18 protein-coding genes are annotated in these 23828 nt (G+C 70.9%); 8 read left to right on the top strand and 10 right to left on the bottom strand.

Annotation, left to right across the window (positions count from 1 at the left end):
- The first annotated feature begins 11 nt into the window (after positions 1–11).
- From K7957_RS10945 to K7957_RS10935, 3 genes are all read left to right on the top strand, one after another.
- The gene (locus K7957_RS10945) at positions 12–2102 is read left to right on the top strand and encodes a glutaminase family protein (RefSeq protein WP_223012017.1); all 2091 of its coding nucleotides are present in this window, start codon (positions 12–14) and stop codon (positions 2100–2102) included.
- A 22-nt stretch (positions 2103–2124) separates the two neighbouring features.
- A complete protein-coding gene (locus K7957_RS10940; protein ID WP_223012016.1) occupies positions 2125–4164 on the top strand; it encodes a beta-L-arabinofuranosidase domain-containing protein in 2040 nt (679 codons plus the stop codon).
- 241 nt (positions 4165–4405) lie between these two features.
- The gene (locus tag K7957_RS10935; protein ID WP_246616973.1) at positions 4406–4798 is read left to right on the top strand and encodes a DUF4174 domain-containing protein; all 393 of its coding nucleotides are present in this window, start codon (positions 4406–4408) and stop codon (positions 4796–4798) included.
- Positions 4799–4870: 72 nt separating this feature from the next.
- On the opposite strand, the gene K7957_RS10930 is transcribed toward K7957_RS10935, so the two are convergent.
- Positions 4871–6598, bottom strand: coding sequence for an N-acyl-D-amino-acid deacylase family protein (locus K7957_RS10930; protein ID WP_223012014.1), 1728 nt, complete (start codon positions 6596–6598; stop codon positions 4871–4873).
- A gap of 23 nt (positions 6599–6621) precedes the next feature.
- Positions 6622–7083, bottom strand: coding sequence for an Lrp/AsnC family transcriptional regulator (locus K7957_RS10925; RefSeq protein WP_223012013.1), 462 nt, complete (start codon positions 7081–7083; stop codon positions 6622–6624).
- Between the two features lie 129 nt (positions 7084–7212).
- Here K7957_RS10925 and K7957_RS10920 point away from each other — a divergent pair, with 129 nt between their 5' ends.
- Positions 7213–7443, top strand: coding sequence for a hypothetical protein (locus tag K7957_RS10920; RefSeq protein WP_223012012.1), 231 nt, complete (start codon positions 7213–7215; stop codon positions 7441–7443).
- Here the strand turns inward: K7957_RS10920 and K7957_RS10915 are convergent.
- The 8 genes from K7957_RS10915 to K7957_RS10880 form a co-directional block, all read right to left on the bottom strand.
- Complete coding sequence (locus K7957_RS10915) at positions 7433–9391, bottom strand: serine hydrolase domain-containing protein (RefSeq protein WP_223012011.1); 1959 nt, start codon at positions 9389–9391, stop codon at positions 7433–7435. The two genes, K7957_RS10920 and K7957_RS10915, sit on opposite strands and share 11 nt — an antisense overlap.
- A 10-nt stretch (positions 9392–9401) precedes the next feature.
- Positions 9402–10970 (bottom strand): serine hydrolase, encoded by a 1569-nt coding sequence (locus K7957_RS10910; RefSeq protein ID WP_223012010.1) that lies wholly within the window; start codon positions 10968–10970, stop codon positions 9402–9404.
- A complete protein-coding gene (locus K7957_RS10905) occupies positions 10967–12085 on the bottom strand; it encodes a hypothetical protein (protein WP_223012009.1) in 1119 nt (372 codons plus the stop codon). The genes K7957_RS10910 and K7957_RS10905 overlap by 4 nt, the downstream gene beginning before the upstream one ends.
- Positions 12073–13116 (bottom strand): N-acetyltransferase DgcN family protein, encoded by a 1044-nt coding sequence (locus K7957_RS10900; RefSeq protein WP_223012008.1) that lies wholly within the window; start codon positions 13114–13116, stop codon positions 12073–12075. The genes K7957_RS10905 and K7957_RS10900 overlap by 13 nt, the downstream gene beginning before the upstream one ends.
- 2 nt (positions 13117–13118) lie before the next feature.
- On the bottom strand, positions 13119–15428 hold the full coding sequence (locus tag K7957_RS10895; RefSeq protein ID WP_223012007.1) for a TonB-dependent receptor: 2310 nt from the start codon (positions 15426–15428) through the stop codon (positions 13119–13121).
- Positions 15429–15493: 65 nt separating this feature from the next.
- Positions 15494–16777, bottom strand: a complete 1284-nt coding sequence (locus tag K7957_RS10890) for a peptide MFS transporter (protein ID WP_223012006.1) — start codon at positions 16775–16777, stop codon at positions 15494–15496.
- Entirely contained in the window at positions 16765–17754 is a 990-nt protein-coding gene (locus K7957_RS10885) for a dipeptide epimerase (RefSeq protein WP_223012005.1), read from the bottom strand. The genes K7957_RS10890 and K7957_RS10885 overlap by 13 nt, the downstream gene beginning before the upstream one ends.
- The gene (locus K7957_RS10880) at positions 17754–19739 is read right to left on the bottom strand and encodes a serine hydrolase domain-containing protein (protein WP_223012004.1); all 1986 of its coding nucleotides are present in this window, start codon (positions 19737–19739) and stop codon (positions 17754–17756) included. Before K7957_RS10880 ends, K7957_RS10885 begins: the two co-directional genes overlap by 1 nt.
- A gap of 116 nt (positions 19740–19855) precedes the next feature.
- Here K7957_RS10880 and K7957_RS10875 point away from each other — a divergent pair, with 116 nt between their 5' ends.
- The 4 genes from K7957_RS10875 to K7957_RS10860 all read left to right on the top strand — a co-directional run bounded on the left by K7957_RS10875 (position 19856) and on the right by K7957_RS10860 (position 23768).
- Positions 19856–20545 carry a helix-turn-helix domain-containing protein gene (locus K7957_RS10875; RefSeq protein ID WP_223012003.1) on the top strand — a complete coding sequence of 230 codons (690 nt, stop codon included), beginning with the start codon at positions 19856–19858 and terminating at the stop codon, positions 20543–20545.
- Positions 20542–21810, top strand: a complete 1269-nt coding sequence (locus K7957_RS10870) for a dipeptidase (RefSeq protein WP_223012002.1) — start codon at positions 20542–20544, stop codon at positions 21808–21810. The genes K7957_RS10875 and K7957_RS10870 overlap by 4 nt, the downstream gene beginning before the upstream one ends.
- Before the next feature lie 135 nt (positions 21811–21945).
- The gene (locus K7957_RS10865) at positions 21946–23100 is read left to right on the top strand and encodes a Gfo/Idh/MocA family protein (protein WP_223012001.1); all 1155 of its coding nucleotides are present in this window, start codon (positions 21946–21948) and stop codon (positions 23098–23100) included.
- A 128-nt stretch (positions 23101–23228) separates the two neighbouring features.
- A complete protein-coding gene (locus K7957_RS10860) occupies positions 23229–23768 on the top strand; it encodes a GNAT family N-acetyltransferase (protein ID WP_223012000.1) in 540 nt (179 codons plus the stop codon).
- The last annotated feature ends 60 nt before the right edge of the window (positions 23769–23828 follow it).

Raw genomic sequence — 23828 nt, 5'->3', positions numbered from 1 at the left:
CAGGAGCCAGGATGCCCGCTACCCGTCTCGCCGCCCGCGCGCTCACGCTCGCCTGTCTCGTCGCGCTGCCGCTCACCGCGCCGCTCCGCGCGCAGGCACCGGTCACCGTGCGCACGCCCGCCACGCCGCTGGTCGCGCACGACCCCTACTTCAGCCTGTGGAGCCTGACCGACCGGCTCAACGACGCGCCGACGCGGCACTGGACCGGCAGCGAGCAGCAGGTCAGCGGCTGGGTCCGCGTCGACGGCAAGGCGCTGCGCTTCATGGGCGGCGGGCGCGGCGACACGATGACGCAGGTGTCGCGCGAGCTGACGCCGACGCGCACCAGCTACGACTTCGACGGCGGGGGGGTGCGGCTCACCGCCACCTTCCTCTCGCCCGCGCTGCCCGACGACCTCGACCTGGTCTCGCGCCCGGTCACCTATCTCAGCTGGACCGTGCGCTCCACCGACGGGCGCGCGCACGCGGTGCAGGTCTATGTCGACGCCAGCGCGCAGCTCGCGGTCAACGACGACCAGCAGCAGGTCGTGTGGGGCAGCAGCCGCGTCGGCGACATGAACGTGATGCGCGTCGGCACGACGTCGCAGCAGGTGCTCCAGAAGGTCGGCGACAACGTGCGGATCGACTGGGGCTGGGCGCAGCTGGCGGTGCCGCAGCAGCCAGGCACCACCACCGCGACGATCGGCGAGGGCGAGCGCGCCGCCTTCCGCGACGGCACCGCGCCGGTGCCCGACGATCTCGCCATGCCGCGGTTGGCGCACCAGAACCGACCGCTGCTGGCGGCGCGCTTCGATCTCGGCAGCGTCGCCGCCGAGCCGGTGACGCGGCGCGCGATGCTCGCCTATGACGACATCGACTCGATCGAATATTTCAAGCGCCGCCTTCCCGCCTACTGGCGCCGCGACGGCATGACGATGGCGCAGCTGCTCCAGGTCGCCGAGCGCGACGAGCCGGCGCTGCGCGAGCGCGCCGCCGCCTTCGACCGTGAGCTCACCGCCGATCTCGAGCGGGCCGGCGGCCGCGGCTATGCCGAGCTGGCGGTGCTCGCCTATCGCCAGACCCTCGCGGCGCACAAACTGGTCGCCGACATCGACGGCACGCCGCTCTATTTCTCCAAGGAGAATTTCAGCAACGGCTGTATCGCGACGGTGGACATCACCTACCCCACCTCGCCCTTCTACCTGCTGCTCAACCCGCGCCTGCTCGAGGCGCAGCTGCGCCCGATCCTCGACTATGCCAGCATGCCGCGCTGGCGCTTCCCGTTCGCGCCGCACGACATCGGCACCTACCCCCAGGCCGACGGGCAGGTCTATGGCGGCGGCGAGCGCAGCGAGGACGATCAGATGCCGGTCGAGGAGAGCGGCAACATGCTGCTGATGATCGGCGCGCTCGCCAAGGTGCAGGGCAACGCCGCTTTCGCCGAGCGCTACTGGCCGCTGCTGACGAGATGGGCCGAGTTCCTCCGCGACAAGGGGCTCGACCCCGAGAACCAGCTCAGCACCGACGATTTCGCCGGGCATCTCGCGCACAACACCAACCTGTCGATCAAGGCGATCAGCGCGCTCGACGCTTATGCCGAACTGGCCCGGCTGCTCGGCAAGAAGCAGGACGCGGCGCGCTATCGCACCACCGCCAAGCAGATGGCGGCGCGCTGGCAGGTGATGGCGCAGGACGGCGACCATACCAGGCTCGCCTTCGACCAGCCCGGCACGTGGAGCCAGAAGTACAATCTCGTGTGGGACAAGGTGCTGGGCCGCGGGCTGTTCCCAGCGTCGCTCCGGCGCAGCGAGCTGGCCTTCTACCAGCGCCACCAGGGCAAGTACGGCCTGCCGCTCGACAGTCGCAAGACCTATACCAAGCTCGACTGGATCACCTGGAGTGCGACGCTGGCCGACGACCGTGCCACCTTCGCGGCTTTGGTCGAGCCGCTCCACCGCTACATGCAGGAGACGCCCACGCGCGTGCCGCTGAGCGACTGGTACGAGACGACCGACGGCGCGCAGGTCGGCTTCCAGGCGCGCGCGGTCGTGGGCGGCGTGTACATCAAGATGCTCGACGACCCGGCGCTGTGGCGCAAATGGGCCGCGCGCGCCGCGAAGTAAGCCGGATAACGAGGAGGACAACATGGCCTATTCGATCAGCCGCCGCGCCCTGCTCCGCGCCACCACCGCCAGCGCGGCGCTCGCCGGCATCGCGAAGGTTGCCCCGCTCCACGCCGCACCGAAGGCCGCGCCCGGCGCCGCGCCGCTGACGCAGAATCGCGCGCCGCTCGCGCCGCAGCCGTTCCAGCCGCTGCCCACCGGTGCGATCCGCCCGGCTGGCTGGCTGCGCCGCCAGCTCGAGATCCAGGCGCGCGGCATGGGCGGGCGGCTCGACGAGACCTGGCCCGACGTCGGCGCCAACAGCGGCTGGCTCGGCGGCACCGGCGAGAGCTGGGAGCGGGGCCCCTATTTCGTCGACGGGCTGCTGCCGCTGGCGTGGCAGCTCGACGACCCCGCCCTCAAGGCCAAGGCGCAGCGCTTCGTCGAGTGGACGCTGGCGAGCCAGCGCCCCGACGGCATGTTCGGCCCCGCCAGCAACGACGATTGGTGGCCGCGCATGGTGATGCTCAAGGTGCTGACGCAATATCACGAGCTCACCGGCGACCCGCGCGTGCTCCGGCTGATGACCGCCTATTTCGCGCACCAGCTCGAGGCGCTGCCCGCACGCCCGCTGAAGGACTGGGGCAAGTTCCGCTGGCAGGACCAGGTCGTCTCGGTGATCTGGCTGTACAATCGCACCGGCGATGCCTCGCTGCTGGAGCTCGCAGCGCTGCTCAAGCGGCAGGGTTATGACTGGCAAGGGCTGTTCGCCGACTACCCTTATCGCACCAAGACCAGCAAACAGGCGATCGGGCTCGACAAGCCCGACATCCCCGGCGAGGTGCCCGAGGGGCTCAAGGACCCGGCATTGTCGGTCCACGGCGTCAACAACGCGCAGGCGCTCAAGGTCTCGCCGGTCTGGTCGGTGGTATCCGGCGACGCGGCGGATCGCGCCGCGATCCAGCGCCAGCTCGGCGCGCTCGACCGCTACCACGGGCTGCCGATCGGTATCTACTCGGCCGACGAGCATCTCGCCGGGCGCAGTCCCAGCCAAGGCGTCGAGCTGTGCGCGATCGTCGAGGCGATGTACTCGCTCGAGCAATCGCTGGCGATCACCGGCGACGCGGGCTTGGCCGACCGAATCGAGCGGCTGGCCTATAATGCGCTGCCCGCCACCTTCACCGACGACATGTGGGCGCACCAATACGACCAGCAGCCGAATCAGGTGCAATGCGTCCACGGTCCCGGACCGTGGACGACCAACGGGCCGGAATCGAACATGTTCGGGCTGGAGCCGCATTTCGGCTGCTGCACCGCCAACTTTCACCAGGGCTGGCCCAAGCTGACGACGCACCTGTGGATGGCCTCGGCCGATAGCGGACTGGCGGCGACGCTCTACGCGCCCTGCACCGTCGCGACGCGGGTGCGTGACGTGCCCGTCACGTTGCGGCAGGAGACCGACTATCCATTCCGCCACGCCATCGACATCGCGGTGGAGCCCGCCCGACCGTTGACCTTCCCGATCCGGCTGCGAGTCCCGGGCTGGTCCCAGCAGACGACCGTCCTCGTCAACGGCGCAGCACAGTCCGTGCGACCCGACGGGGGGTTCGTGCGCATCGAGCGCGAGTGGCGTGCCGGCGATCGCATCGAACTCGCCTTCACCAGCCGCCCGCGCGCCGTGGTGACCCCGGAAGGTTGGACCAGCTTCGAGGACGGTGCGCTCGTGTTCGCGCTGCCGGTCGAGGAGAAGTGGACCAAGGCGCGCCAGCGCGGGCTCACGGCGGACTGGGAGATTCGTCCGGCAAGTCGCTGGGCGTTCGGCGTGACGGGTGACCCCTCGATCGAGCGGATCGAGCGCGCGGTCGGACCGGTCCCGTTCTCGCGACGGTCTCCCGCGGTCGTCCTGTCGACGCGGTTGGTGCCCGTCAGTGGCTGGGACATCGTCGACGGTGCGGCGGCGCCCCCACCGGCGACGGTCGAACCGTCAGGCGACGCTCGGACGATCGTCCTGATCCCCTATGGCGCGCCCAAGCTTCGCGTGACGGCCTTCCCGGCCGGCGCTCCTTCGCGGGATGTCGGCTGAGCCGCGATCATGCCTCATCGGCTGCGGCCGGCTCCGTCGCTCGCGCCGACGGACCGATTTCTCCTTCACCGGCCGCGCCACGGGTGCGTCGTGTCGTACCGCCCGGATCGGCCTGTGACGCCAGCGCCGCGATCGAGGCCAGCGATATGGCTGCGACCGTCTGACGTCCTCCATCCGGCCGCGAAGAGTCCCTCCCCGGCCAGGCGAAACGTCATGAGCGCCAGCGCGTTGCGGTTACATGATGGCATCCAAACTGCTCATCGCCTTGTCGCTGGCGGCAGCGGCTCCTTCCAGCATCGCGGCGATGCGGTGGCAGCAGCGCGTGCTGCTCGTCGCCGCCTCCCACGAGCAGGATCCAAAGCTTCAGCAACAGCGACGGATCATCGCACGATGGAGAGAAGCGGCTGCGGAGCGCGACGTGACGGTGGTCGAGGTCGTGGGCGAGCGGGTGACAGGCGCACGTGATGCAGCGGCAAGCCTGAGGAGACGCTTTCGCCTTCCACCAGACGGCTTTTCGACGCTCCTGGTCGGCAAGGACGGTGGCACCAAGCTCCGCCAGACACGCCCGATCTCCGCGACCCTCCTCGAAGAGACGATCGACGCGATGCCCATGCGACGCCAAGAACGTCGGTGACCGTGACCGGGGCAGCGCCTCGAGGCGTCTTATGCGCGCTCCGCGGGCGGTGTTTACCGCGCCAGCGCGAGCTTAATACCATCGCCAGTCCGCTGCCGCGGCGCGGCAACCGCCTCCCCCACCAATGCGGTAGGCGCGGCCTCGCACCACGCGCCCGGTGTGGGCGCCCGTCGGTCGACCGTCGCGCAACGCGAACCGTCCGTTGACCAAGACGGTGCTGACACCCGTCGCCAATCGCGCCGGCTGCTCATAGGTCGCACGGTCGGCGATCGTCGCGGGGTCGAACACCACGACGTCGGCGAACTGCCCGGCGCGCAGCCGACCGCGGTCCGTGATCGCGAGATGGTCGGCCGGCAAACTGGTCAGCCGCCGCACCGCCTCGGCCAGCGTCAGGTCGTGCGTGTCACGGACATAGTGGCCGAGGAGCCGCGCGAAATTGCCGTAGGCGCGCGGGTGATCCTTCGTACGCAGGAACACACCCTCGGGCGCGGGCGCGGCCTCGTCCGAGCCGAAGCTCATCCACGGCTGGCGGATGGCTTTGCGCACATTGTCCTCGCTCATCAGGAAATAGGCGATGCCGACGCGTGAGCCGTCCTCGACCACAAGGTCCATCGCGGTCTCCTCGGCCGACTTCCCGCGCTCGCGCGCCACCGCGGCCAGCGTCTTGCCCGCCAACGGCTTGAGCTTCGGGTTCTTGAAGCCGAGCAGCAGCGTCCCCTCCGCGCCTGCGCCGGCGAGCAGATTCTCCCAGTCGCTCGGGTGCGGCTCGCGCATCGCGGCGGCGACCTTGGCACGCGTCACCGGATCCTTCAGCCGCGCGATCCAGGCGTCGAGACCGCCCGCCTGCACCCAGGGCGGCATCGCCGCGTCGAGCCCGGTCGCGCCGGCGGTATAGGTGTACATGTTGGCCGAGACGCGCACGCCGCGCGCGCGCGCCGCGTCGATCGTCACGATGACTCGGTCGATCTTGCCCCAATTGTCGCGTCCGGCCTGTTTGAAATGGTAGATCTCGGCGGGCGCTCCAGAGGCCTCGGCGATCGCGATCGTCTCCGCCACGCCCTCCTCCAGCCGGTCGCCCTCGCTGCGCATGTGGACGGTGTAGATCCCGCCGCACGCGGCCGACACCTTGGCCAGCGCGATCAGCTCGGGCGTCCTGGCGAAAGTGGCGGGCGTGTAGATCAGCATGTCGGTCAGCCCGAGCGCGCCCTGCTCCATCGCGGCGCGGACCATTCTGCGCATCTGCTCGAGCTGCGCCGGCGTCGGTTGGACGTCGTCGGCGCCGAGCACCGCCTCGCGCACCGTCCCCGCGCCGACGAAGGAGGCGACGTTGGGCGCGATCGCGCGGCGCGACAGCCCGTCGAGATAGCCGCCCAGCGTCGTCCAGCTGACGGGAAAGCGGATGTCGCCCTGCTCCTTGACCATGTCGCGCCGCATCGTCGCGCTGAGCGGTCCCATCGAGAACTCGCCCATCACCTCCAGCGTGACACCCTGCGTGAGGTCCGACAGCGCGCGGCCGTCGACCAGCAGGCTCTCCTCCGGGTGCGCGAGCATGTTGACGAAGCCGGGTGACACCGCCTTGCCGCGCGCGTCCAGCTCGGTCGCGCCGCGCCCCGCGATGCGCGGCGCGATCGCCGCGATCCGGTCGCCGGCGATCGCGACGTCGCCGACGAAGGGCGTACCGCCCGTGCCGTCGTAGATCGTACCGCCGCGGATCACCACGTCGTAGCGCGGCGGCGCGGTGGCGCCTGCCAGCGGCAGCGGGGCGAGTAGCAGGGCGGCGAGCGGTAACAGGCGCTTCATGGCGGCTCCTCGGAAGGTTCGGGTCAGATCGGCAGCTCGGACGTGGATTTGATCTCGGACAAAGCGACGGTGGAGGTGATCTCCTGCACGCCGGGCAGCCGGCTCAGCTTGTCGAAGAAGAAGCGCTCGTACGCGTCGATGTCGCGCGCGACGATGCGCAGCATGAAGTCGGTGGTGCCCATCAGCACATAAGCGTCGAGCACCTCGGGGAAGCCCCGGATCGCGTCGGCGAACTCGTCGAGATTGGCGCGGCCGTGCGCGTTGAGCCGCACCTGCGCGAAGATATGCGCGCTGAGCCCGACCTTGCGGCGATCCACCAGCGCCACGCGGCCGCGGATCACGCCCTCGCGCTCGAGCCGGTCGATGCGGCGCCAGCATGGCGAGGCGGACAGGCCGACCTTGGCGGCGATCTCGGCGACAGTCTGCTGCCCGTCGCGCTGCAACTCGCGCAGGATGCGGCGCTCATATTCGTCGAGCGGGGTCATTCCTGCCGCGATCCGACATATTTCCGGTGGATCATGCCCCAGCTTAGCGTCTCCGGTGCGGATGAGGAGACCTTTTCCGCCGCGCCGCTGCCATCCTGCGCGCCAACGATCCGACCGAGGCCTACCCGCATGACCGTCCACTTCCTCGTCGCCGGCGAGGCCTCGCCCGACCTGCCGCTGCGCGTGCTCAACCTGCTGGCGCTGCGCGCGATCGCCTTCGACGCGGCGTCGGTCGAGCGCGACGGCGACACGTATCGCATCGGCGTCGCGGTGAGCGGGCTCGAGGACGGCGTCGCAGAGCTGCTCCTCGCCAAGATGCGCGCGCTGGTGCTGGTGGAGAGTGCCACGCTCAGTAGTTGAGGCTCCAGCCGATCAGATGCGCCATCGCGGCGACCCACAGCAGCCCGAGGAACGCCAGCGACACCAGCGTGGCGCGCAGCCGTACACCCCAGCCGAAGGCGCCACGGAACGCTTCCACCAGGTTCCACACGCCGATCAGCGCCGCCGCGATCGGGATCAGCGCGGCGACCTGGAGCAGCCGGATCATGCCGTCGAGCGTGGCATTATAGGCGTCGACCTGCTGGCTCAGGATCGGGGCGACGATCGTGTACCAGCCCGCGACATAGAGGAGGTCGGCGACCGCGGCGACGCGCACCAGCAGCCGCGCGCGCGCCGCGCGCCCGCTCGCCAGCGGCGGTGCGGCGTAGCGCCGCCGGATCCACCAGCCCGCCGGCCAGGCGATCACGGTCAGCAGCAGCACCAGCAGCGACACGCCCGCAACGGTCTGGAAGATCGTCGAGTTGCGCGCCGCGGGCACTGCCTGGAGGACGCCGACCGGATTCTGGCTGTCGACGAGCGTACGCCGCCCGCGCAGCTCGGTCACGCGCAGCAGCCGCGTGCCGTCGACGGCGCGCCACAGGGCGGGGGCGATCTCGCGGAAGCGCTTGCCCTCGATCGAGGAGACGCTGATCGTGCCGTCGTCGTTGGCGCTCACCACGTCCTGCTGGAGCAGGTAGAACAGGCTGATGAAGCCGGTCTCGACGCGCCGTGAACTCTCGTAATGCCCCGCCAGCGCGCGCGCGTCCGCCGCGGCGCTGGCGATCGCGGGCGGCAGAGGCGCGGGCTTGGCCGGGAAGTAGCGGTCCATGAACAGGTCGAACAGCCGCTCGCGCGCGCCATAGACCGCGTCGCGCTCGCCGCGGCTGCTGAAGCTCATGAACAGGCCGACGTTCTTCTCGGGCAGCAGCGCGAGGTCGGTGTGGAAGACGATCGTGTCGCCGCCATGGCCGATCACCGTCGTGCCGTTGCGCTGCATCCAGAAGAAGCCGTGCGCCATCGTGTCGAAGCCCGCGGCGGGCGGCGCCGGCGGGCGGTGCATGAACGCCACGGTCTCGGGGCGCAGGATCCGCGCGCCGCCGTAGCTTCCGCCGCCGAGATGCGCGAGCATGAAGCGCGCCATGTCGTCCGCGGTCGCGGCGACGCTGCCCGCGGGCGCGGTGCCGACCAGCTCATAAGCGTGCGGCGGGCCGTCGCTGGTGTCGTACCCCTTCGCCGCGAGCGGCGCGAGCGCGGGCGGCAGCGGCTGGACGAAGGTGGTGTGCGCCATGCCCAGCGGGCCGGTGATATGGCGCGCGACATAGGCCTCGAACGGCTCGCCCGAGACGCGCTGGACGATATAGCCCGCGAGCGCGACGCCGTAGTTGGAATAGGCCGGCGCCTCGCCCGGCCTGAACAGGAACGGGCGGGTATTCTCCTTGAGATAGCGCTCGGTCGTCTTGAGCAGCTTGGGATCGCTGGCGAGCAGGTCCTTGAGCCCCTCCTCGAAGCCGCCGCGATGCTGCATCAGGTCGTTGACCGTCACCGCGCGCCCGGGCGGCGTGATGCGAAAATCGAGGTAGCGATTGACGTCGGCGTCGAGGTCGATCTTGCCCGCCTCGACCAGTTGCATCACCGCGGTCCAGGTGAGCAGCTTGGAGGTTGAGCCGATCCGCATCAGCGAGCGGCGCGGGTCCATCGGCGTCTTGGCGGCGACGTCCGCATAGCCATAGCCCTTCTCGAACAGGATCGCGCCGTCCTTGACGACCGCCACCTGCGCGCCCGCGATCTTCCCGGCCTGGAGCGCGGCGGGCATATAGCCGTCGAGCCAGGCGCCGACGTCGGCGGCGGTGAGCTGGGGCGTCGTCGCGGGCGTGGCGGGCGCTGGCGGAGCGGCATCACCAGGCGCCACGGGCGGCGCGACGGGCGGGCGTTGCGCCGGCGTCGCGGCGACCAGCATAGCGGGGAGCAGCGCCAGCAGGAGCGTCTTCATCGTCATCGTCTCACCTCGCGGGCTCGGGCTCGAACAGCAGGTCGGCATAGTCGAAGCTGAAGTCGGCGATCGGCGACACCGGCTGCGCGGTCACCCGCGCCACCTTGCCCGCGGCATCGAGCGCGAACGTCAGATAGGCGGGCTCGATCGCGGGATCGTCGAAGCGCGCGACGAACGTGTCATACTGATAATGCTCGAGCCGCCCCGCCATGCGCGGCGTCGGCACGAAGCGCACCGTCAGCCCGGCGGCGTCGCCGCCGACCTCGATCGGGCCGTACCAGCGGTCGACGTAGCGCCCGGCGTAGCGCGCCAGCGGCAGCGACGGCCCGACCTTGACGGGCGTGGCCGCGGCGGCGCGCACCGCCGTCTCGGCCGTGGCGATCCGCTGCGCGCGATACCGCGTGAAGCGCGCGGGCCAGTCCTGCCGCTTCGCCCCGAGATAATGGTCGATCAGCTCCCACATCAGCCCGTGCCGCGGCGCGGCTTCCTCGCTGTTGAGCTCGATCGCGAAGCCGACGTGGCGCGCGGGGATCAGCACCACCACCGAGGTCATGCCGAACAGCCCGCCGGCGTGCCATACGATCCGCTCGCCGCGATAGTCGCGCACCTCCCAGCCGAGTGCATAAGCGTCGAAGGTCGGCGTGGTCGCCGCGACCGGTTCGGGCAGCGGCGTGATCGGGATCGGCGTCACGGGCGCCCACATCTCCCGCCCCGCCGCGGCGGAGAAGACGCGCGTGCCGTCCGCCGCGACGCCGCCGCGTAGCTGCACCTGGAGCCAGCGCGCCATGTCGGTGGCGCTCGCCGCGATCAGCCCGGCGGGCGCGGCGGCCTGCGGCAGCTGGTCGTGCTCGTCGAGCCCGCGCATCTCTCCGGTGCCGCGCACCGCGCCGCCGAAGCGCGCGTGCGGCAGCGCGCGGTTGGGCATCGCCCAGAAGGTCGCCAGCTCGCCGGTCGCACCCACCATGCCCGCGGGGGCGAGCACGTGCGCGCGGACATAGTCTTCCCACGTCTGCCCGCTCACCGCCTCGATCAGCTGCCCCGCGACGGTGTAGAGCACGTTGTCATAGGCATAGCCGCTGCGGAAGCTGGTCGCGGGCGGTATGTAGCGCAGCCGCCGCACGATCTCCGCGCGCGCATAGCTGCCGCGGGGCACGTACAGCAGGTCGCCCGCGCCCAGCCCGAGCCCGCTGCGGTGCACCAGCAGGTCGCGCACCGTCATCTCGCGCGTCACCCAGGCATCGTACATCTGGAAGCCGGGGAGATGGTCGACGACGCGGTCGTCCCAGTCGAGCTTGTGCGCATCGACCAGGGTCGCGATCGCGGCGGCGGTCATCGCCTTGGCGGTCGAGCCGATCAGGAAGGCGGTGCTCGCGTCGACGCGTTCGGGCGCGCCCTGCCCCCGCACGCCATAGCCCCTGGCGAGCGTGACCTTGCCGTCCTCGACGATCGCCACCGCCATGCCCGGCGTGCCCGAGGCGCTCATCACCTGCTCCACGCGCGCGTCGAAGCCCTTGGGCGGTGCGGCGGACGCGGGCGCGGCGACGAGCGCGGCGAGCAGCACGGGTGCGGCGTATCTCATACGATCGGCTCCGGCTCGGCCGGTACGCCGCGGCCCATCAGGGTGAGCAGCAGCAGCGGCACGACGTAGATCAGGATCAGCAGCGCCGCGAGCAGCCGGTAACCGCCCGCGATCAGCCCGACGAGCCCGACGCGCTCGGCTAGCAACATGCACGGCGCGAGCAGCGCCAGCGCGAGCAGCGCCCGCGCCGCGGGCGACAGCGTCGCGCGGCCACGCGCGCGCGCGACCCGCTCGTTCACCGCGTGCACCGCGCCGGTGCCGCTCTCCAGCAGCGCGGCGAAGATCATCAGCTGGAAACCGAGGTGGAACAGCGGGTGGCCGAGCCGCGTGAGGATATAGTCCGACGGCAGCACCGTCCCCGCGATCTCGGGCAGGAAGGCCGCCATGGTGACGAAGAACAGCAGCGCGGGCAGCATCGCCAGCGGCGCCGCCAGCGCGCCCGCGATCACCGCGTCACGGCCCGAGCGGAGGTGGCGTGTCACCGGCAGCACGATCACCGCGCCGACGATGTTGTAGCCCGCATAGGTCAGCCCGCCGAGCGCCCAGCCGGGTGCGGGCGGCCCCGCCGCGGCGAAGGCATCGGCGATGCGGTCGCTCGTGCGCGTCAGCGCGAGCAGCAGGAACAGCGCGTAAGTAGCGTAGAGCAGCACCGAGACCCAGAGGAAGACGCGCTCGACCCCGGCATTGCCCCAGGCGACGCAGGCGGTGATGCCGACGAGCAGCGCCAGCGTTCCCGCCAGCGGGGGCAGCCCCAGCGTCGCCGCGCCGATCTCCCCCGCGGCGGCGCCGAACACCGCGAGCACGACCACGACGAACAGGGCGTAGGCGGCCTCGAACAGCACCCAATAGCGCCCCAGCAGCGCCTGGAAGAAGGTGCGATAGTCGCGCGCGCCGATCGCATGCGCGAGCCGGAAGGTAGCCGCGGCGACGAGGCCCCAGATCAAGGTCGCCAGCGCCATCGCGAGCACGCCGCCCCAGGCGCCCGCGGGCAGGAAGAATTCGGCGAGCTCGCGCCCGGTGGCATAGCCGCCGCCGATCACCACCGCCTTGAACGCGAGCCCGGGCAGCACGTACCGCCGGAAGCGGTCGGCCGCGGCGGGGCTCAGCCCGCGCATGCGTCGAGCAGCCGCTCGAAGGCGTGGCCGCCGCGGATCGGATCGGCCGCGGGCAGGCCCAGCCGCGCCGCGGTGCGCGCGATCGCCGCCTGCGCTTCTTCCTCGATCATCCCGGCGGTGTTGAGGCTCACACCGGCGCAGCGGATCGCTTGATTGGTCAGCCGCCCGACCGCGATCGTCTGCTCGATGACCGCCTCGATAGAGGGCACGCGATAGCCGGGCGTGCCGAGGATCTGCGCGCGCATCGGCTGATGGCAGACGACGAACAGGTCGGGCTGGCTGCCGTGGAGCAGCGCCAGCGAGACCGCGGCGTATGAAGGGTGGAACAGCGAGCCCTGCCCCTCGATCACGTCGAGGTGGGTCGGCGCGTTGGCGGGGCTGAGCAGCTCGGCCGCGCCCGCGGCGAAGTCGGCGACCACCGCGTCGATCGCGATCCCCTCGCCCGCGATCATGATGCCGGTCTGCCCGCTGGCGCGGAAGGTCGCGTCCTGTCCGCGCGCCTGCAGCCCGCGCGCGATCGCGAGCGCGGTATATTTCTTGCCGAGCGCGCAATCGGTGCCGACCGTCAGCAGACGCCGCCCGGCGCGCTTGGCGCCGGTCGCGATCGGTAGCGCGGGCGGTGGCTCGCGCACGTCGACCAGCCGCGTGCCCGCGCGCGCCGCCGCCTCGCGCAGCGTGGGCATGTTGCCCAGCCGCGTGTGCAGCCCGGCGACGAGGTCGAGTCCCGCCTCGGCCGCGGCGACCAGCTCCGGCATCCACGCCGCCGGGATCACGCCGCCCTGGTTGGCGACACCGATCACCATCGAGCGCGCGCCCGCCGCGGCCGCGGCCGCGGGCGTCATCCGCGGCAGCCCGGTGGAGACGGTCGCGGCGGGCAGCGCGTGCTCGGCGAGGCATTTGTCGCCTGCCCAGTCGCGCAGCCCCAGCGCGGTCTTGGCGAATCCCGGCTCGGTCGCGTCGCCGAGAAACAGCAGGTAGGGCGCCGCCAGCGCGTGCACCGCGCCCGCGGCCGGAGCGACAGCGTCGCGCACCGTCAGAACCCGACCCCGAGCGTCGCGCCGATCGTGCGCGGCTGGATCGGGCTCACCTCGATTCCGCCGTTGGGACGCGTCTGGAACGTCCCCGCCGAGACCAGCCCGCGCGAGTCGCCGACGTTGCGCGCGTAGACCGACAGGTCGAACCGGCCGAGCGACACGCCCGCGCGCAGGCTGGCGGTCGTATAGCCGTCGAAGCTCAGGCGCCGCCCGTAGACGTCGCGGTAGGCCGCGTCGAAATTGCCCTGGCGGTCGCTCACGGTCGACACGTCGGCGCCGACATAGGGCCGCGTGCCGTCCCAGTCCCAGCTATATTCGGCCGAGACATTGGCGTTCCAGCTCGGCGCGAACGGCAGCTGGTCGCCGTCGCGGCCGCCGTTGGCGGTGTCGCCGCGCAGTCGCGAGTGATTGTAGGCGACGGTGGCGGTCACGGTGAAGCCGCGCGTCGGCCGCAGCGTGGCGGTCGCCTCGGCGCCGTAGCTGCGCGCGCCCTCGCCGTTGGCGTCGGCCGAGATCGGCCCGGCGTCGGTCTGGAAGGTCGCGATGATCAGCGTCTTGTCCCAGTCGAGGTAATAGCCGGACACGTCGATGCCGAAGCTGCGGTCGGCGGTCTCGGCGCGGATGCCCGCCTCGTAGCTCATCAGCGTGTCGGCGTCGGTCTGCGTGGGATAGTCGGCGGGGGCGCCGGGCGGCACCACGTTGGGGCCGCCGGGACGATAGCCCTTGGCGACGCGCGCGTAGACCTCGCTGCGCGGCGCGAAGGCGTAGCGCGGCGCCACCGACCAGGTGAACACGCCCTGCCGCGAGGTCGCTCGTTCCTGCGACAGGCCGCCGAACAGGGCGCCGTCGAGCGTCTGCGTGGTGCGCTGGTCGTTGTGGCTGTAGCGCCCGCCCGCGGTCAGATCGAACGCCTCGCTCAGATGCAGCGTCGCGCTGCCGAAGCCGGCATATTCCTTGTACCGCGAGTCGAGCTGCGCCAGCACGAGCCCGTCGAAGCCGGGGATCGCCGGCGCGGGGGTCACCGGGCGGCCGGTCGCGACCTCATAGGGAAAATAGCGCTGGTAGAGCTGCCCCGGCTCGCGCGTGTAATAGCCGCCCACCAGCCACTCCAGCGTCGCCGAGCCGGTGGAGGCGAGCCGCACCTCCTGGGTGAATTTCTTCTGCGTCGAGCGATTGGGATAATAGATGCCATAGGCATCGGGCGCGAGCCCGTAGATCGCCGAGGAGGCGAGCTGCGCCAGCGTCACGCCGTCGCCCACCGCATTGTACGACACGTCGCTGCGATCGGTCGCGACCTGCCGGCTGTAGCTGGTCACCGAGGTGAGACTGGCGAAGCCCAGGTCATAGTCGAGCGTGCCGGTGTACAGGCGGTAGCTCACCTGGTTGCGGTCGGGGAACAGCTGGTAGCGCACCTCGCGCCCGCCGGTGCTCGCGCCGGTGAACGGATCGGCGGCGATCGGGCGCAGCGTCGCCGGGTCGGCGTCGAAGGCGTTGCGCGAGTCCACGTCGATGTTCTGCACCACCGCGGTGAGCCGCAGCGACAGCCGGTCGCTCGGCTTGAGCAGCAGCGAGGCGCGGCCGCCGTAGCTGCGCGCGCGGTTGACGTCGTCGTCGGCGATGCCGATCGCGTCGATATAGCCCGCGGTACGACGGTAGAAGCCGCTCGCGCGCAGTGCCACCGCGTCGCCGAGCGGTACGTTGACCACCGCGTTGCCGTAATAGCCGGTGCCGCCGTCGCGCACCGTCTCGGCGCCGCCCTGCCCGCGCGCCTCCCACTCGCCCAGCTTGGGCGCGACGGTGACATATTTGACCACGCCGCCGAGCGAGTTGGCACCGTACAGCGTGCCCTGCGGCCCGCGCAGCACTTCCAGCCGCTCGATGTCGAACGTGTCGAAATCGCCCGCGAGCGTCGCGCCGTTGGTCTGGCCGGTGCTCGAACCGAACGGCGTGTCGTCGAGGTAGACCGCGACGGTCGGGCTGGCGCCGCCGGCGTTGATGCCGCGCAGCACGACGCGGGTCTGGCCGGGGTTGCCCGATTCGAACGACAGGCCGGGGACCAGCGCGGCATAGTCGGCGATGGTGCGCGCCTGGCGCTGCTCCAGCGCCTCGCCGCCGAGCACCGACATCGACTGCGGCACGTCCGACAGCAGCTGCTCGCGCTTCTGCGCGGTTACGATGACGTCGTCGACCTGCACGGTCTCGCGTTCGGGCGGCGCGACTTCGGGTGACGCCTGCTGCGCCGCCGCTGCCCCGCCGAGGAGGAGCGCCAGCGCACTCGCGACCGACGCGCTACGACGAATGTTCCTCATCGCTTCCCCCTCGATGTTGCCAATCAGGATGCTAGTGTCCTGATCGGAGAATAGTCAACCGGAAATCAGCGCCGCTCGCCGACCCCGATCACCGCGATCGACGCGGGATCGATCGCCGCCAGCAGCGCCGCGGCCAGCCCGGCCAGCCCGGCGAGCAGCAGGAAGAAGGCGCCGTGCCCGAGCGCGGTCCAGGCGGTGCCGACCAGCCCGGCGGCGAGGCTGCCCGCGAATGTGGCGAGGTACCAGGCCGCCACGGTGGTGGCGCCCAGCCCCGCGGGCGCGAGCCGCGCGAACAAGCCCAGCCCGGTCGGCAGGATGTGCAGCTCGCCGACGGTGAGCAGCGCGAAGAACAGCGCGAGCCACAGCCAGTGCGAGGCGCCGCCGCGCGCCGCCAGCGCGGCGAGCAGGAGATAGGCGCCCGCGACGATCAGCGCGCCCACCGCCATGCGCCGCACTGGCCGCTCCGCGCCGCCGCGCTCGGCGCGTCGCCGCCAGCGCGCCAGCAGCGGCGGGGTCATCGCCATCACGAACAACGGGTTGAGCGACTGGAACCAGGTCATCGGCACGATCGCGTCGCCGGCGCGGCGATCGACCCCGGCGTCGGCCCAGAGTGCGACGGTATTGCCGACCTGCTCATAGGCGGCGCGGAAGACGGTGACGCACAGCGCCACCGCGATCAGCAGCAGCGCCACCTCGCGCGTGAAGCGGCCGCGCGGCGCGGCGCGGCGCACCGGCGCGGCGCGTGCCGACGCGGGCAGGTGGCGCTGCCCCCCAAGGTAGATGCCCAGCCCGGCCACCATCCCGATGCCGGCCGCGCCGAAGCCGTAATGCCAGCCGTACAGCTCGCCCAGCGTCCCGCACAGCAAGGGCGCGAGGAAGCCGCCGATGTTCACCCCGACGTAATAGACGTTGTACGCCCAGCCGACGCGCGGGTCGCCGGCCGCGTAGAGGTCGTCGATCTGGCTCGGCAGGCTCGGCAGGAACAGGCCGTTGCCGAGCGCGATCGTCACCAGCGCGACGTAGAAGAGCGGCTCGAAGGCCATCATGAAGTGACCCGCCGCCATGATCGCGCCGCCCAGCACGATCGCGCTTCGCTTGCCGAGCAGCCGGTCGGCGATCACGCCGCCCAGGATCGGGGTGAAATAGGCGCAGGCGGTATAGGCGCCGTAGATCAGCGAGGCCTGCGCCTGCCCCAGCATCAGCTGCTTGGTCATGTAATAGACCAGCAGCGCGCGCATCCCGTAGTAAGAGAATTGCTCCCACATGTTGGTGAGGAACAGCACCGTCAGCCCGCGCGGCTGACCGAACCAGGTCGGCGCGGGCGGCGCGGCGGCGCTCACCCGCCCCATACCTCGGCACCGGCGAAGAGCAGGCCGTCGTCGTAGCGGACGCTCGGCGCGCGGTCCCCGGCGAGGAAGGTCGGGCCGTCGAGGTCGACCAGATCGGCGAGCTGGCCCAGCACGAAGCCCGGCGCGGTGGCGAGGCTGGTGCCGATCATCGTCCCCACCATCACGCCCAGCCCGAGCCGGCGCGCCTCGGCTGCCATCAGCAGCCCCTCGGTGAGCCCGCCGCACTTGTCGAGCTTGATGTTGACGACGTCGAACCGCCCGACGGCGCCCGCGACGTCGTCGAGCGTCAGCAGGCTCTCGTCGCCCGCGATCGCGATGGCGGAGCGATAGCCGTCGAGCTCGGGCTCGGCGCCGCGCGCGAGCGGCTGCTCGAGCAGGGACACGCGGTGCGGCAGCAGGCCCGCGACCAGCGCGTCGAGCTCGGCGCGCGCGAAGCCCTGGTTGCCGTCGACGCCGAGCCACACGTCTGGGCGTGCTTCCCGGATCGCGGCGACGCGCGCGAGGTCCAGCGCCAGCTCGCCGGTCAGCTTTACCTTGATCGAGCGCGCGCGCGCGTAGCCGAGCGCTACCGCCGCCATCGCCTCGGGCGTGTCCGCGCTGACCGTGAAAGTGGTGACGATCCCGCGCGGTGGCTCGCTCAGCCCCGCGAGCCGCCACACCGGCGTGCCGCTGCGCCGCGCCTCCAGCTCCCACAAAGCGGCGTCGACCGCGTTGCGCCCCCCGCCCGCGGGCATCAGCGCGCGCAACCGCTCGCGCGTCGGCCCCGCCTCGATCGTCGCGCGCGCCGCCTCCACGTCCGACAGCATGTTCGAGAGATCGTCGCCGAGATAGTAAGCGCCGGCGCCTTCGCCGCGCCCCCGGTGCGTGCCATCGTCGAGCGTGACGACCAGCACCTCCGCGGTCTCGAAGACATAGCCGGCGATGCGGAAGGGCTGCGCCAGCCGCAGCGTCGCGGTCTCGGTGGAGAGTCGCAGCATCAGTAGAACACCGTCAGCGCGAGCAGGTGGAAGGCCGCGGCGACCCACAGCACCACCAGGGTGGCGAGCAGCAGCAGCGCCGCCCACAGCTTGCGCGTCCACGGCCGGTCGCCGCGCCACGTCACGACCGCGTTCCAGGCCGCGATGCCGACCGCGCCGACGAACACGACGATGCTCGCGAGCTGTAGCAGCGTCAGCGCGGCGTCGCCCGGCGCGGTGTCGCCGAACAGGACCGAGATCAGCCAGAACCAGCCGCCCAGCACCAGCAGCACCGCCAGCGCCATCACCCGCGCCGCGCGCGCCGCGCGCAGCGACACGCCGGCGAGCGGCGCGGCGGCCTGGTAGCGCCGCCGCAGGTACCAGTTGGCGGGCCAGAACAGCGCGGTGAACAGCAGCACCGCGAGGCTGGCGTAGAGCGCGGGGAGCAGCCAGGCGGCGTCGCGATAGGCAGGCACGCGGTCCCACACCATGAAGGGAGAGACGAGGTCGAAGCTCCAGCGTACCGGCTTGCCGTCGACCAACTGCGCCGCGAGCCGGTCGTGCCCGGCGGGGTCGCGCCAGACATAGGGCGCGACCTCGACCCAGCTGACCGGCACGCCGTTGGCGCCCTTGACCGAGGGGATGACCAGTCGACCCTGCGCGTCGGCGCCCACCTCGGCCTGGCCGAACAGATTGGCGACGTCGACGAAGTTGGTGAAGGACGTGCGGCTCACCTGCCAGTGGCCGGCGAGCGCCGCGGCGTGCCGGCGCGCGGTGGCCGCGTCGACGCGCCCGGCCGGCAGCGTCGCGCCGGGGAAGTAGCGGTCGGCGAAGTCCTGGAACAGCTGCCCGCGCGCGACATGCGCCGCGCCGTCGCGCCCGGCCGAGTTGAACGAGACGTACAGGCCCGTGCGCTCCGCCAGGAAGAGGTGGAGCGAGGTGTGCATCTGGTTGGTGTCGCCCAGGTGCGCGATCACGCGGCGGCCGTTGATGTTGGTCTCGAAGAAGCCCAGCTCCATGCGGTTGAGCGGCGGGATCAGCGAGCGCGGGTTCACCTGGGCGAGCGGGCTTTCGTGCATCAGCGCCGCGGTCTCGGGGCGCAGCACGCCGCGCCCGCCGTCGAGATGCGCGATCATGAACTTGGCCATGTCGAGCCCCGAGGCGGAGAGCGAGCCGGCCGGGCCGGGCACGACGATCTCGAACGGCTTGGGATCGCCCGAGCCGAGCGGATAGCCCCGCGCCATCAGCGGGCGCAGACGCGGCGGGAGCGGCTGGCGGAAGCTCGCGGTGCGCATGTCGAGCGGACGGAAGATGCGTTCCTCGACATAGTCGTCGAACGGCATGCCGCTGACTCGCTCGACGATATAGCCTGCCAGCGTCGTCGCCCAGTTCGAATAGGCCGGCGTCGTGCCCGGCGCGTAGACGCGCGTGGGGATGTGGCGCTTGAGATAGGCGCCGATCGGCTCGACGTCGCGCGCGTCATAGGTGATCAGCTTCTTGTTCGCCTCCTCGAACCCGGCGGTGTGGGTCATGATCTGGCGTAGCGTGATCGGTTGCCCGTGAAAGGCGGGGATGGCGAAATCGAGGTAGCGGTTGACGTCGGCGTCGAGGTCGAGCTTCCCGGCCTCGACCTGCTGCATCACCGCGGTCCAGGTGACGAGCTTCGAGACCGAGCCGGGTCGGAACAGCGTGAGGTTCGGGTCGACCGGGCGGCGCTTGGCGACGTCGGCATAGCCGTAGCCGCGCGCGGCGATCACCTGGCCCTCGCGCACCACCGTCACCACCGCGCCGGCGATGTCGCCGCTGTGGAGCGCGTAGGGCATGTAGCCGTCGAGCCAGGCGGTCACGTCCGCGCCGGTGAGCGCGCGACCGGTCGAGGGCGAGACCGGCGCCGCGGGGGCGGCGGGCTGTGCCACGGTCGGCGCGCTGGGCTTCACCGGCGCCTGTGCTGGTGCCAGCGCCGCGAGCACCCCCGCGCTGAGCGCGGCCGACAGCCACGCGAGCATCCGTCCCGTCCCCATTGCCCCGGCCTCCGCTTGCCGTTATCCTCAGGTATCATCCTAATCAGGACGAACGTATCCTGTTTAGGCGCTTCGTCAATGGCCCTCAGGAGGACGCCGCTTTGCCGACATCGCCCCCGACCCTGGGCGCGCTCCTCAAAGGACTCCGCGCGCGCGAGGGCTGGACGCTCAAGGAGATGAGCGCCAAGTCCGGGATCCCGGTCTCGACCCTCTCCAAGATCGAGCACGACCGGCTGACGCTGACCTATGACAAGTTACAGGCGCTGGCGCGGCGGCTCGGCCTGCGCATGACCGACCTGTTCGCCGAGGAGAGCGAGGAAGCCGCGCAGCCGGTCACCGCGCGACGCAGCCTCGGCGACGTGGCGCATTCGGTGCGCGTGGAGACGCCCAATTACGACTATTATTACCTCTGCACCGAGCTGCGGCGGAAGCGCATGATCCCGGTCGTCACCAAGATCCGCGCGCGTTCGGCCGAGCAATTCGGCGAGCTGGTGCGCCACTCCGGCGAGGAGTTTCTCTACGTGCTGAGCGGGCGGGTCGAAGTGCAGACCGAATTCTACGATCCGGTCACGCTCGAGCCTGGTCAGGCGATCTACATCGACTCGAGCATGGGCCACGCCTATCTCGCCGCCACGGGCTGCGAGGAGGCCGAGGTGCTGGCGGTGATGTCGAGCGCCGAGGAGGAACTGATGGAATCATTGCTGACGCTCCACCACGGCCAGCGCGGCGCCGATGCAGAAAATGAGAATGACGCGCCCGCCCCGCCGCGCCGCAGCGGGCGCGCCCGTTGAGGGCGGCGTTGCTCGCGACGGTGGCGCTGCTCGCGGCCGTCCCCGCCACGGCGCAGGATCATGCCGCGCGCGTCGCTCGCGTGCTCAAGACGACCCCGCTGATCGACGGCCATAACGACTGGCCCGAGGCGCTGCGCGAGCGCGAGGGCGAGGCGCGCTGGACGATGGACCTGCGCGATCTCGGCGCGAGCGACCCCGCCTACAACACCGACATCGCGCGGCTGCGGCGCGGGCTGGTCGGCGGCCAGTTCTGGTCGGTGTGGGTGTCGCCCGACCTGCCCGGCAAGGAGCAGGTGGAGCAGACGCTCGAGCAGATCGACCTCGTCCGCTCGCTCGCCGACCGCTACCCCGACACGTTCGCGCTGGCGCGCACCGCCGCCGACGTGCGCCGCGCGCATGCGGCGGGTCGGATCGCCTGCCTGATCGGCGTGGAGGGCGGCGGCCAGATCGACGGCAGCCTCTCGGTGCTGCGCGCCTATGCCGCGCTGGGCGCGGGCTATCTCACCCTCACCCACTCGCGCACGATCGACTGGGCCGACTCCGCCACCGATGACCCGCGCCACGACGGGCTCACCGACTTCGGGCGGAAGGTGGTGCTCGAGCTCAATCGGCTCGGCATGCTGGTCGACCTGTCGCATGTCAGCGAGAAGGTGATGCGCGATGCGCTGGCGGTGACACGCGCACCGGTGATCTTCTCGCACTCGGGCGCGCGCGCGCTCAACGACCATCCGCGCAACGTCTCGGACGACGTGCTGCGGCTGGTGGCGCGCAACGGCGGGGTGGTGATGGTCGACTATGCGCCGGGCTATGTCGCCGACGCCTACCGCCGCTGGTCCGCCGATTCGCTGGCCGAGAAGGCGCGGCTCAACTCGCCGCCGTACAATGGCCTCGACATCGGCCAGCCGGAGAAAGCGGCGGCGGATTACGCCGCCTGGCTCCGCGCGCACCCGGCCCCGGCCGTGACGCTGGCGCAGGTGGCGGACCATATCGTCCATGTCGCCGAGGTGGCGGGCGTCGATCACGTCGGGCTCGGCTCGGACTTCGACGGCGTCGGCGCGACGCTGCCGACAGGGCTCGGTGACGTGTCGACCTATCCCGCGCTGCTCGCCGAACTGATGCGCCGCGGCTGGTCCGACGCCGACGTCGCCAGGCTGGCCGGCGGCAACGTGCTGCGCGTGATGGAGGCGGCCGAGCGGGTCGAGGCACAGCTGCGCGCTCGACCGTCGCCCGTCCCAGGCCGCCGTCGCACTGGAACGGGTCAGTAGCCCCGATACCGGTCGACTACGGAGAAAGCCTGCGACAAGGCGCCTGCCGCAGCGACGCGGCAGGCCGATGTGTCAGCTGCATCACGCGTTGACCTGTACGCAGGTCGACGGAATGTGGCACCGTCACTGACACGATTGTCGGAGCGGCCGCCCGTCCGGAAACGGGTGATCAAGCACGAGGGGTATCCCATGCACCGGTTGATGAGCCTGCTATTGATGCTGCTCTGCTCGATCTCGACAGCATCGGCACGGCCGGCCGATCGACCAGTTCGCGTGGCGATCGCGCGCCTCACGCACGGCCATGTCGGCGGTCTTCTTGGGCGGCGCGCGATCGGGGACGTCGAGATTGTCGGCATCTACGAACCCGATCGAGCCGTCGCCGCACGCTACGTCCGCGATTATCACCTCGACCCCGCGCTCGTGCACGACCGGCTCGCGCCGATGTTGGACCTGATAAAACCGGAGGCGGTGCTGGCGTTCGGGTCCGTGGCGGAGCATCGCGAGGTGGTCGAGGCAGCCGCGCCGCGGCGCATCCACGTGATGGTCGAGAAGCCGCTGAGCTTCGACGCGGCGGAAGCCGCGGCCATGGCAGCCTTGGCACGGCGGCATGGCATCCAGCTGCTCACCAACTACGAGACCAGCTGGTATCCAAGCCGTACCGCGCTGGGTCGGGCGCTCGCCGCGGGTAGCGTCGGTGCGATCCGCAAGGTAGTTTTCCGCGACGGTCATTACGGCCCGAAAGAGATCGGCGTACAGCCCGAGTTCCTGTCCTGGTTGGTCGACCCGAAGGCGAACGGGGGCGGCGCGATGGTGGATTTCGGCTGCTATGGCGCCGACCTCATGACCTGGCTGATGCAGGGCAGGGCGCCGATCAGCGTCACCGCGGTGACGCAGCGGCTCAAGCGCGACCCGGTCTACGCGCGGGTCGACGACGAAGCGACGATCGTGCTGTCCTACCCCGCCGCCACGGCCGTCCTGCAGGCGTCGTGGAACTGGCCCGACCATCGCAAGGACATCCAGCTGTTCGGCGAGACCGGCGTGCTATCGACGCCGGACGGGAAGACGCTGGTGCTGCGCCGCCGCGGCGAGACGGCAGACCGGACGCTCGACATGCCGGTGCCCGCGTTCACCGACCCGTTCGCCTTTCTCGCCGCGGTCGTCCGTGGGCGCGTTGAAGTGGCTGAGGCGGATCCGTCCTCGCTAGACAACGCGCTAATTGTGGCGCGCATCCTTGATGCCGCGCGTCGCTCTGCCGCGACGGGGCGGACGGTCGTTCTGGATCAAGACTGAAGCAGAGAGCGGAGGGGAAGCGGTCCCTCAAGCGATCCCGCCCGCCCTCACCTTCCGACCGCTCGTTCATTTCGGTGCCAGACCCGACCGGACATCGCAAACCCGCTTCAGGGGTGTAGGGATCCCGCATGAAGGCAGCGATCGCAGTTCGAGCGGAGTGCCCCGGGGACGTTCCCGCAATCTCAGAGATTGTGGTGCGCGCTTACGACAACGTGATCTACAGCGATCATCGCGAGCACCTGATGATCGAGCGGCTTCGTGGTACCGGCGCCTGGATCCCCCCGCTGTCCCTTCTGGCCGAGGTTGACGGTAGGGCCGTGGGACACATCCTGCTGACGAGGGCGTCTATCTGTGGCTCGGGATCGTGCGTTGAAACGCTCGCCCTAGCGCCCCTATCGGTGGTGCCCGACTATCAATCCAGGGGCGTCGGCAAAAGGCTGGTCGAGGCGGCTTGTCAGAGGGCGCTCGAGCTCGGCTTTGACACCATCGTCCTGGTCGGCCTTCCCTCTTATTACCCCCGATTCGGCTTCGAGCCGATGAGCCGTTATCCGATCACGCTGCCATTCGACGCGCCTGGTGAGAACTGCATGATACTTCCTCTACGACCGGGAGCGCTCGACGGCATCGCAGGCGTGGTGAAATACGCCGAGGAATGGCTGGAGCACTGAATAGCTGCCGGAGGCGGCGCTACGATCCGAGACGATGTTCGAAGAGCGCTCCTGCAACCG

Origin of the sequence: Sphingomonas yunnanensis (assembly GCF_019898765.1) — a bacterium.
GTDB classification, from domain to species: domain Bacteria; phylum Pseudomonadota; class Alphaproteobacteria; order Sphingomonadales; family Sphingomonadaceae; genus Sphingomonas; species Sphingomonas yunnanensis.
This window is presented reverse-complemented; position numbering and strand designations above follow the sequence as displayed.

Bases quoted from the DNA above. Each gene is read 5' to 3' on its own strand.
- K7957_RS10945 (WP_223012017.1), top strand. From the start codon at position 12: ATGCCCGCTACCCGTCTCGCCGCCCGCGCGCTCACGCTCGCCTGTCTC.
- K7957_RS10940 (WP_223012016.1), top strand. From the start codon at position 2,125: ATGGCCTATTCGATCAGCCGCCGCGCCCTGCTCCGCGCCACCACCGCC.
- K7957_RS10935 (WP_246616973.1), top strand. From the start codon at position 4,406: ATGGCATCCAAACTGCTCATCGCCTTGTCGCTGGCGGCAGCGGCTCCT.
- K7957_RS10930 (WP_223012014.1), bottom strand. From the start codon at position 6,598: ATGAAGCGCCTGTTACCGCTCGCCGCCCTGCTACTCGCCCCGCTGCCG.
- K7957_RS10925 (WP_223012013.1), bottom strand. From the start codon at position 7,083: ATGACCCCGCTCGACGAATATGAGCGCCGCATCCTGCGCGAGTTGCAG.
- K7957_RS10920 (WP_223012012.1), top strand. From the start codon at position 7,213: ATGACCGTCCACTTCCTCGTCGCCGGCGAGGCCTCGCCCGACCTGCCG.
- K7957_RS10915 (WP_223012011.1), bottom strand. From the start codon at position 9,391: ATGAAGACGCTCCTGCTGGCGCTGCTCCCCGCTATGCTGGTCGCCGCG.
- K7957_RS10910 (WP_223012010.1), bottom strand. From the start codon at position 10,970: ATGAGATACGCCGCACCCGTGCTGCTCGCCGCGCTCGTCGCCGCGCCC.
- K7957_RS10905 (WP_223012009.1), bottom strand. From the start codon at position 12,085: ATGCGCGGGCTGAGCCCCGCCGCGGCCGACCGCTTCCGGCGGTACGTG.
- K7957_RS10895 (WP_223012007.1), bottom strand. From the start codon at position 15,428: ATGAGGAACATTCGTCGTAGCGCGTCGGTCGCGAGTGCGCTGGCGCTC.
- K7957_RS10890 (WP_223012006.1), bottom strand. From the start codon at position 16,777: ATGGGGCGGGTGAGCGCCGCCGCGCCGCCCGCGCCGACCTGGTTCGGT.
- K7957_RS10885 (WP_223012005.1), bottom strand. From the start codon at position 17,754: ATGCTGCGACTCTCCACCGAGACCGCGACGCTGCGGCTGGCGCAGCCC.
- K7957_RS10880 (WP_223012004.1), bottom strand. From the start codon at position 19,739: ATGCTCGCGTGGCTGTCGGCCGCGCTCAGCGCGGGGGTGCTCGCGGCG.
- K7957_RS10860 (WP_223012000.1), top strand. From the start codon at position 23,229: ATGAAGGCAGCGATCGCAGTTCGAGCGGAGTGCCCCGGGGACGTTCCC.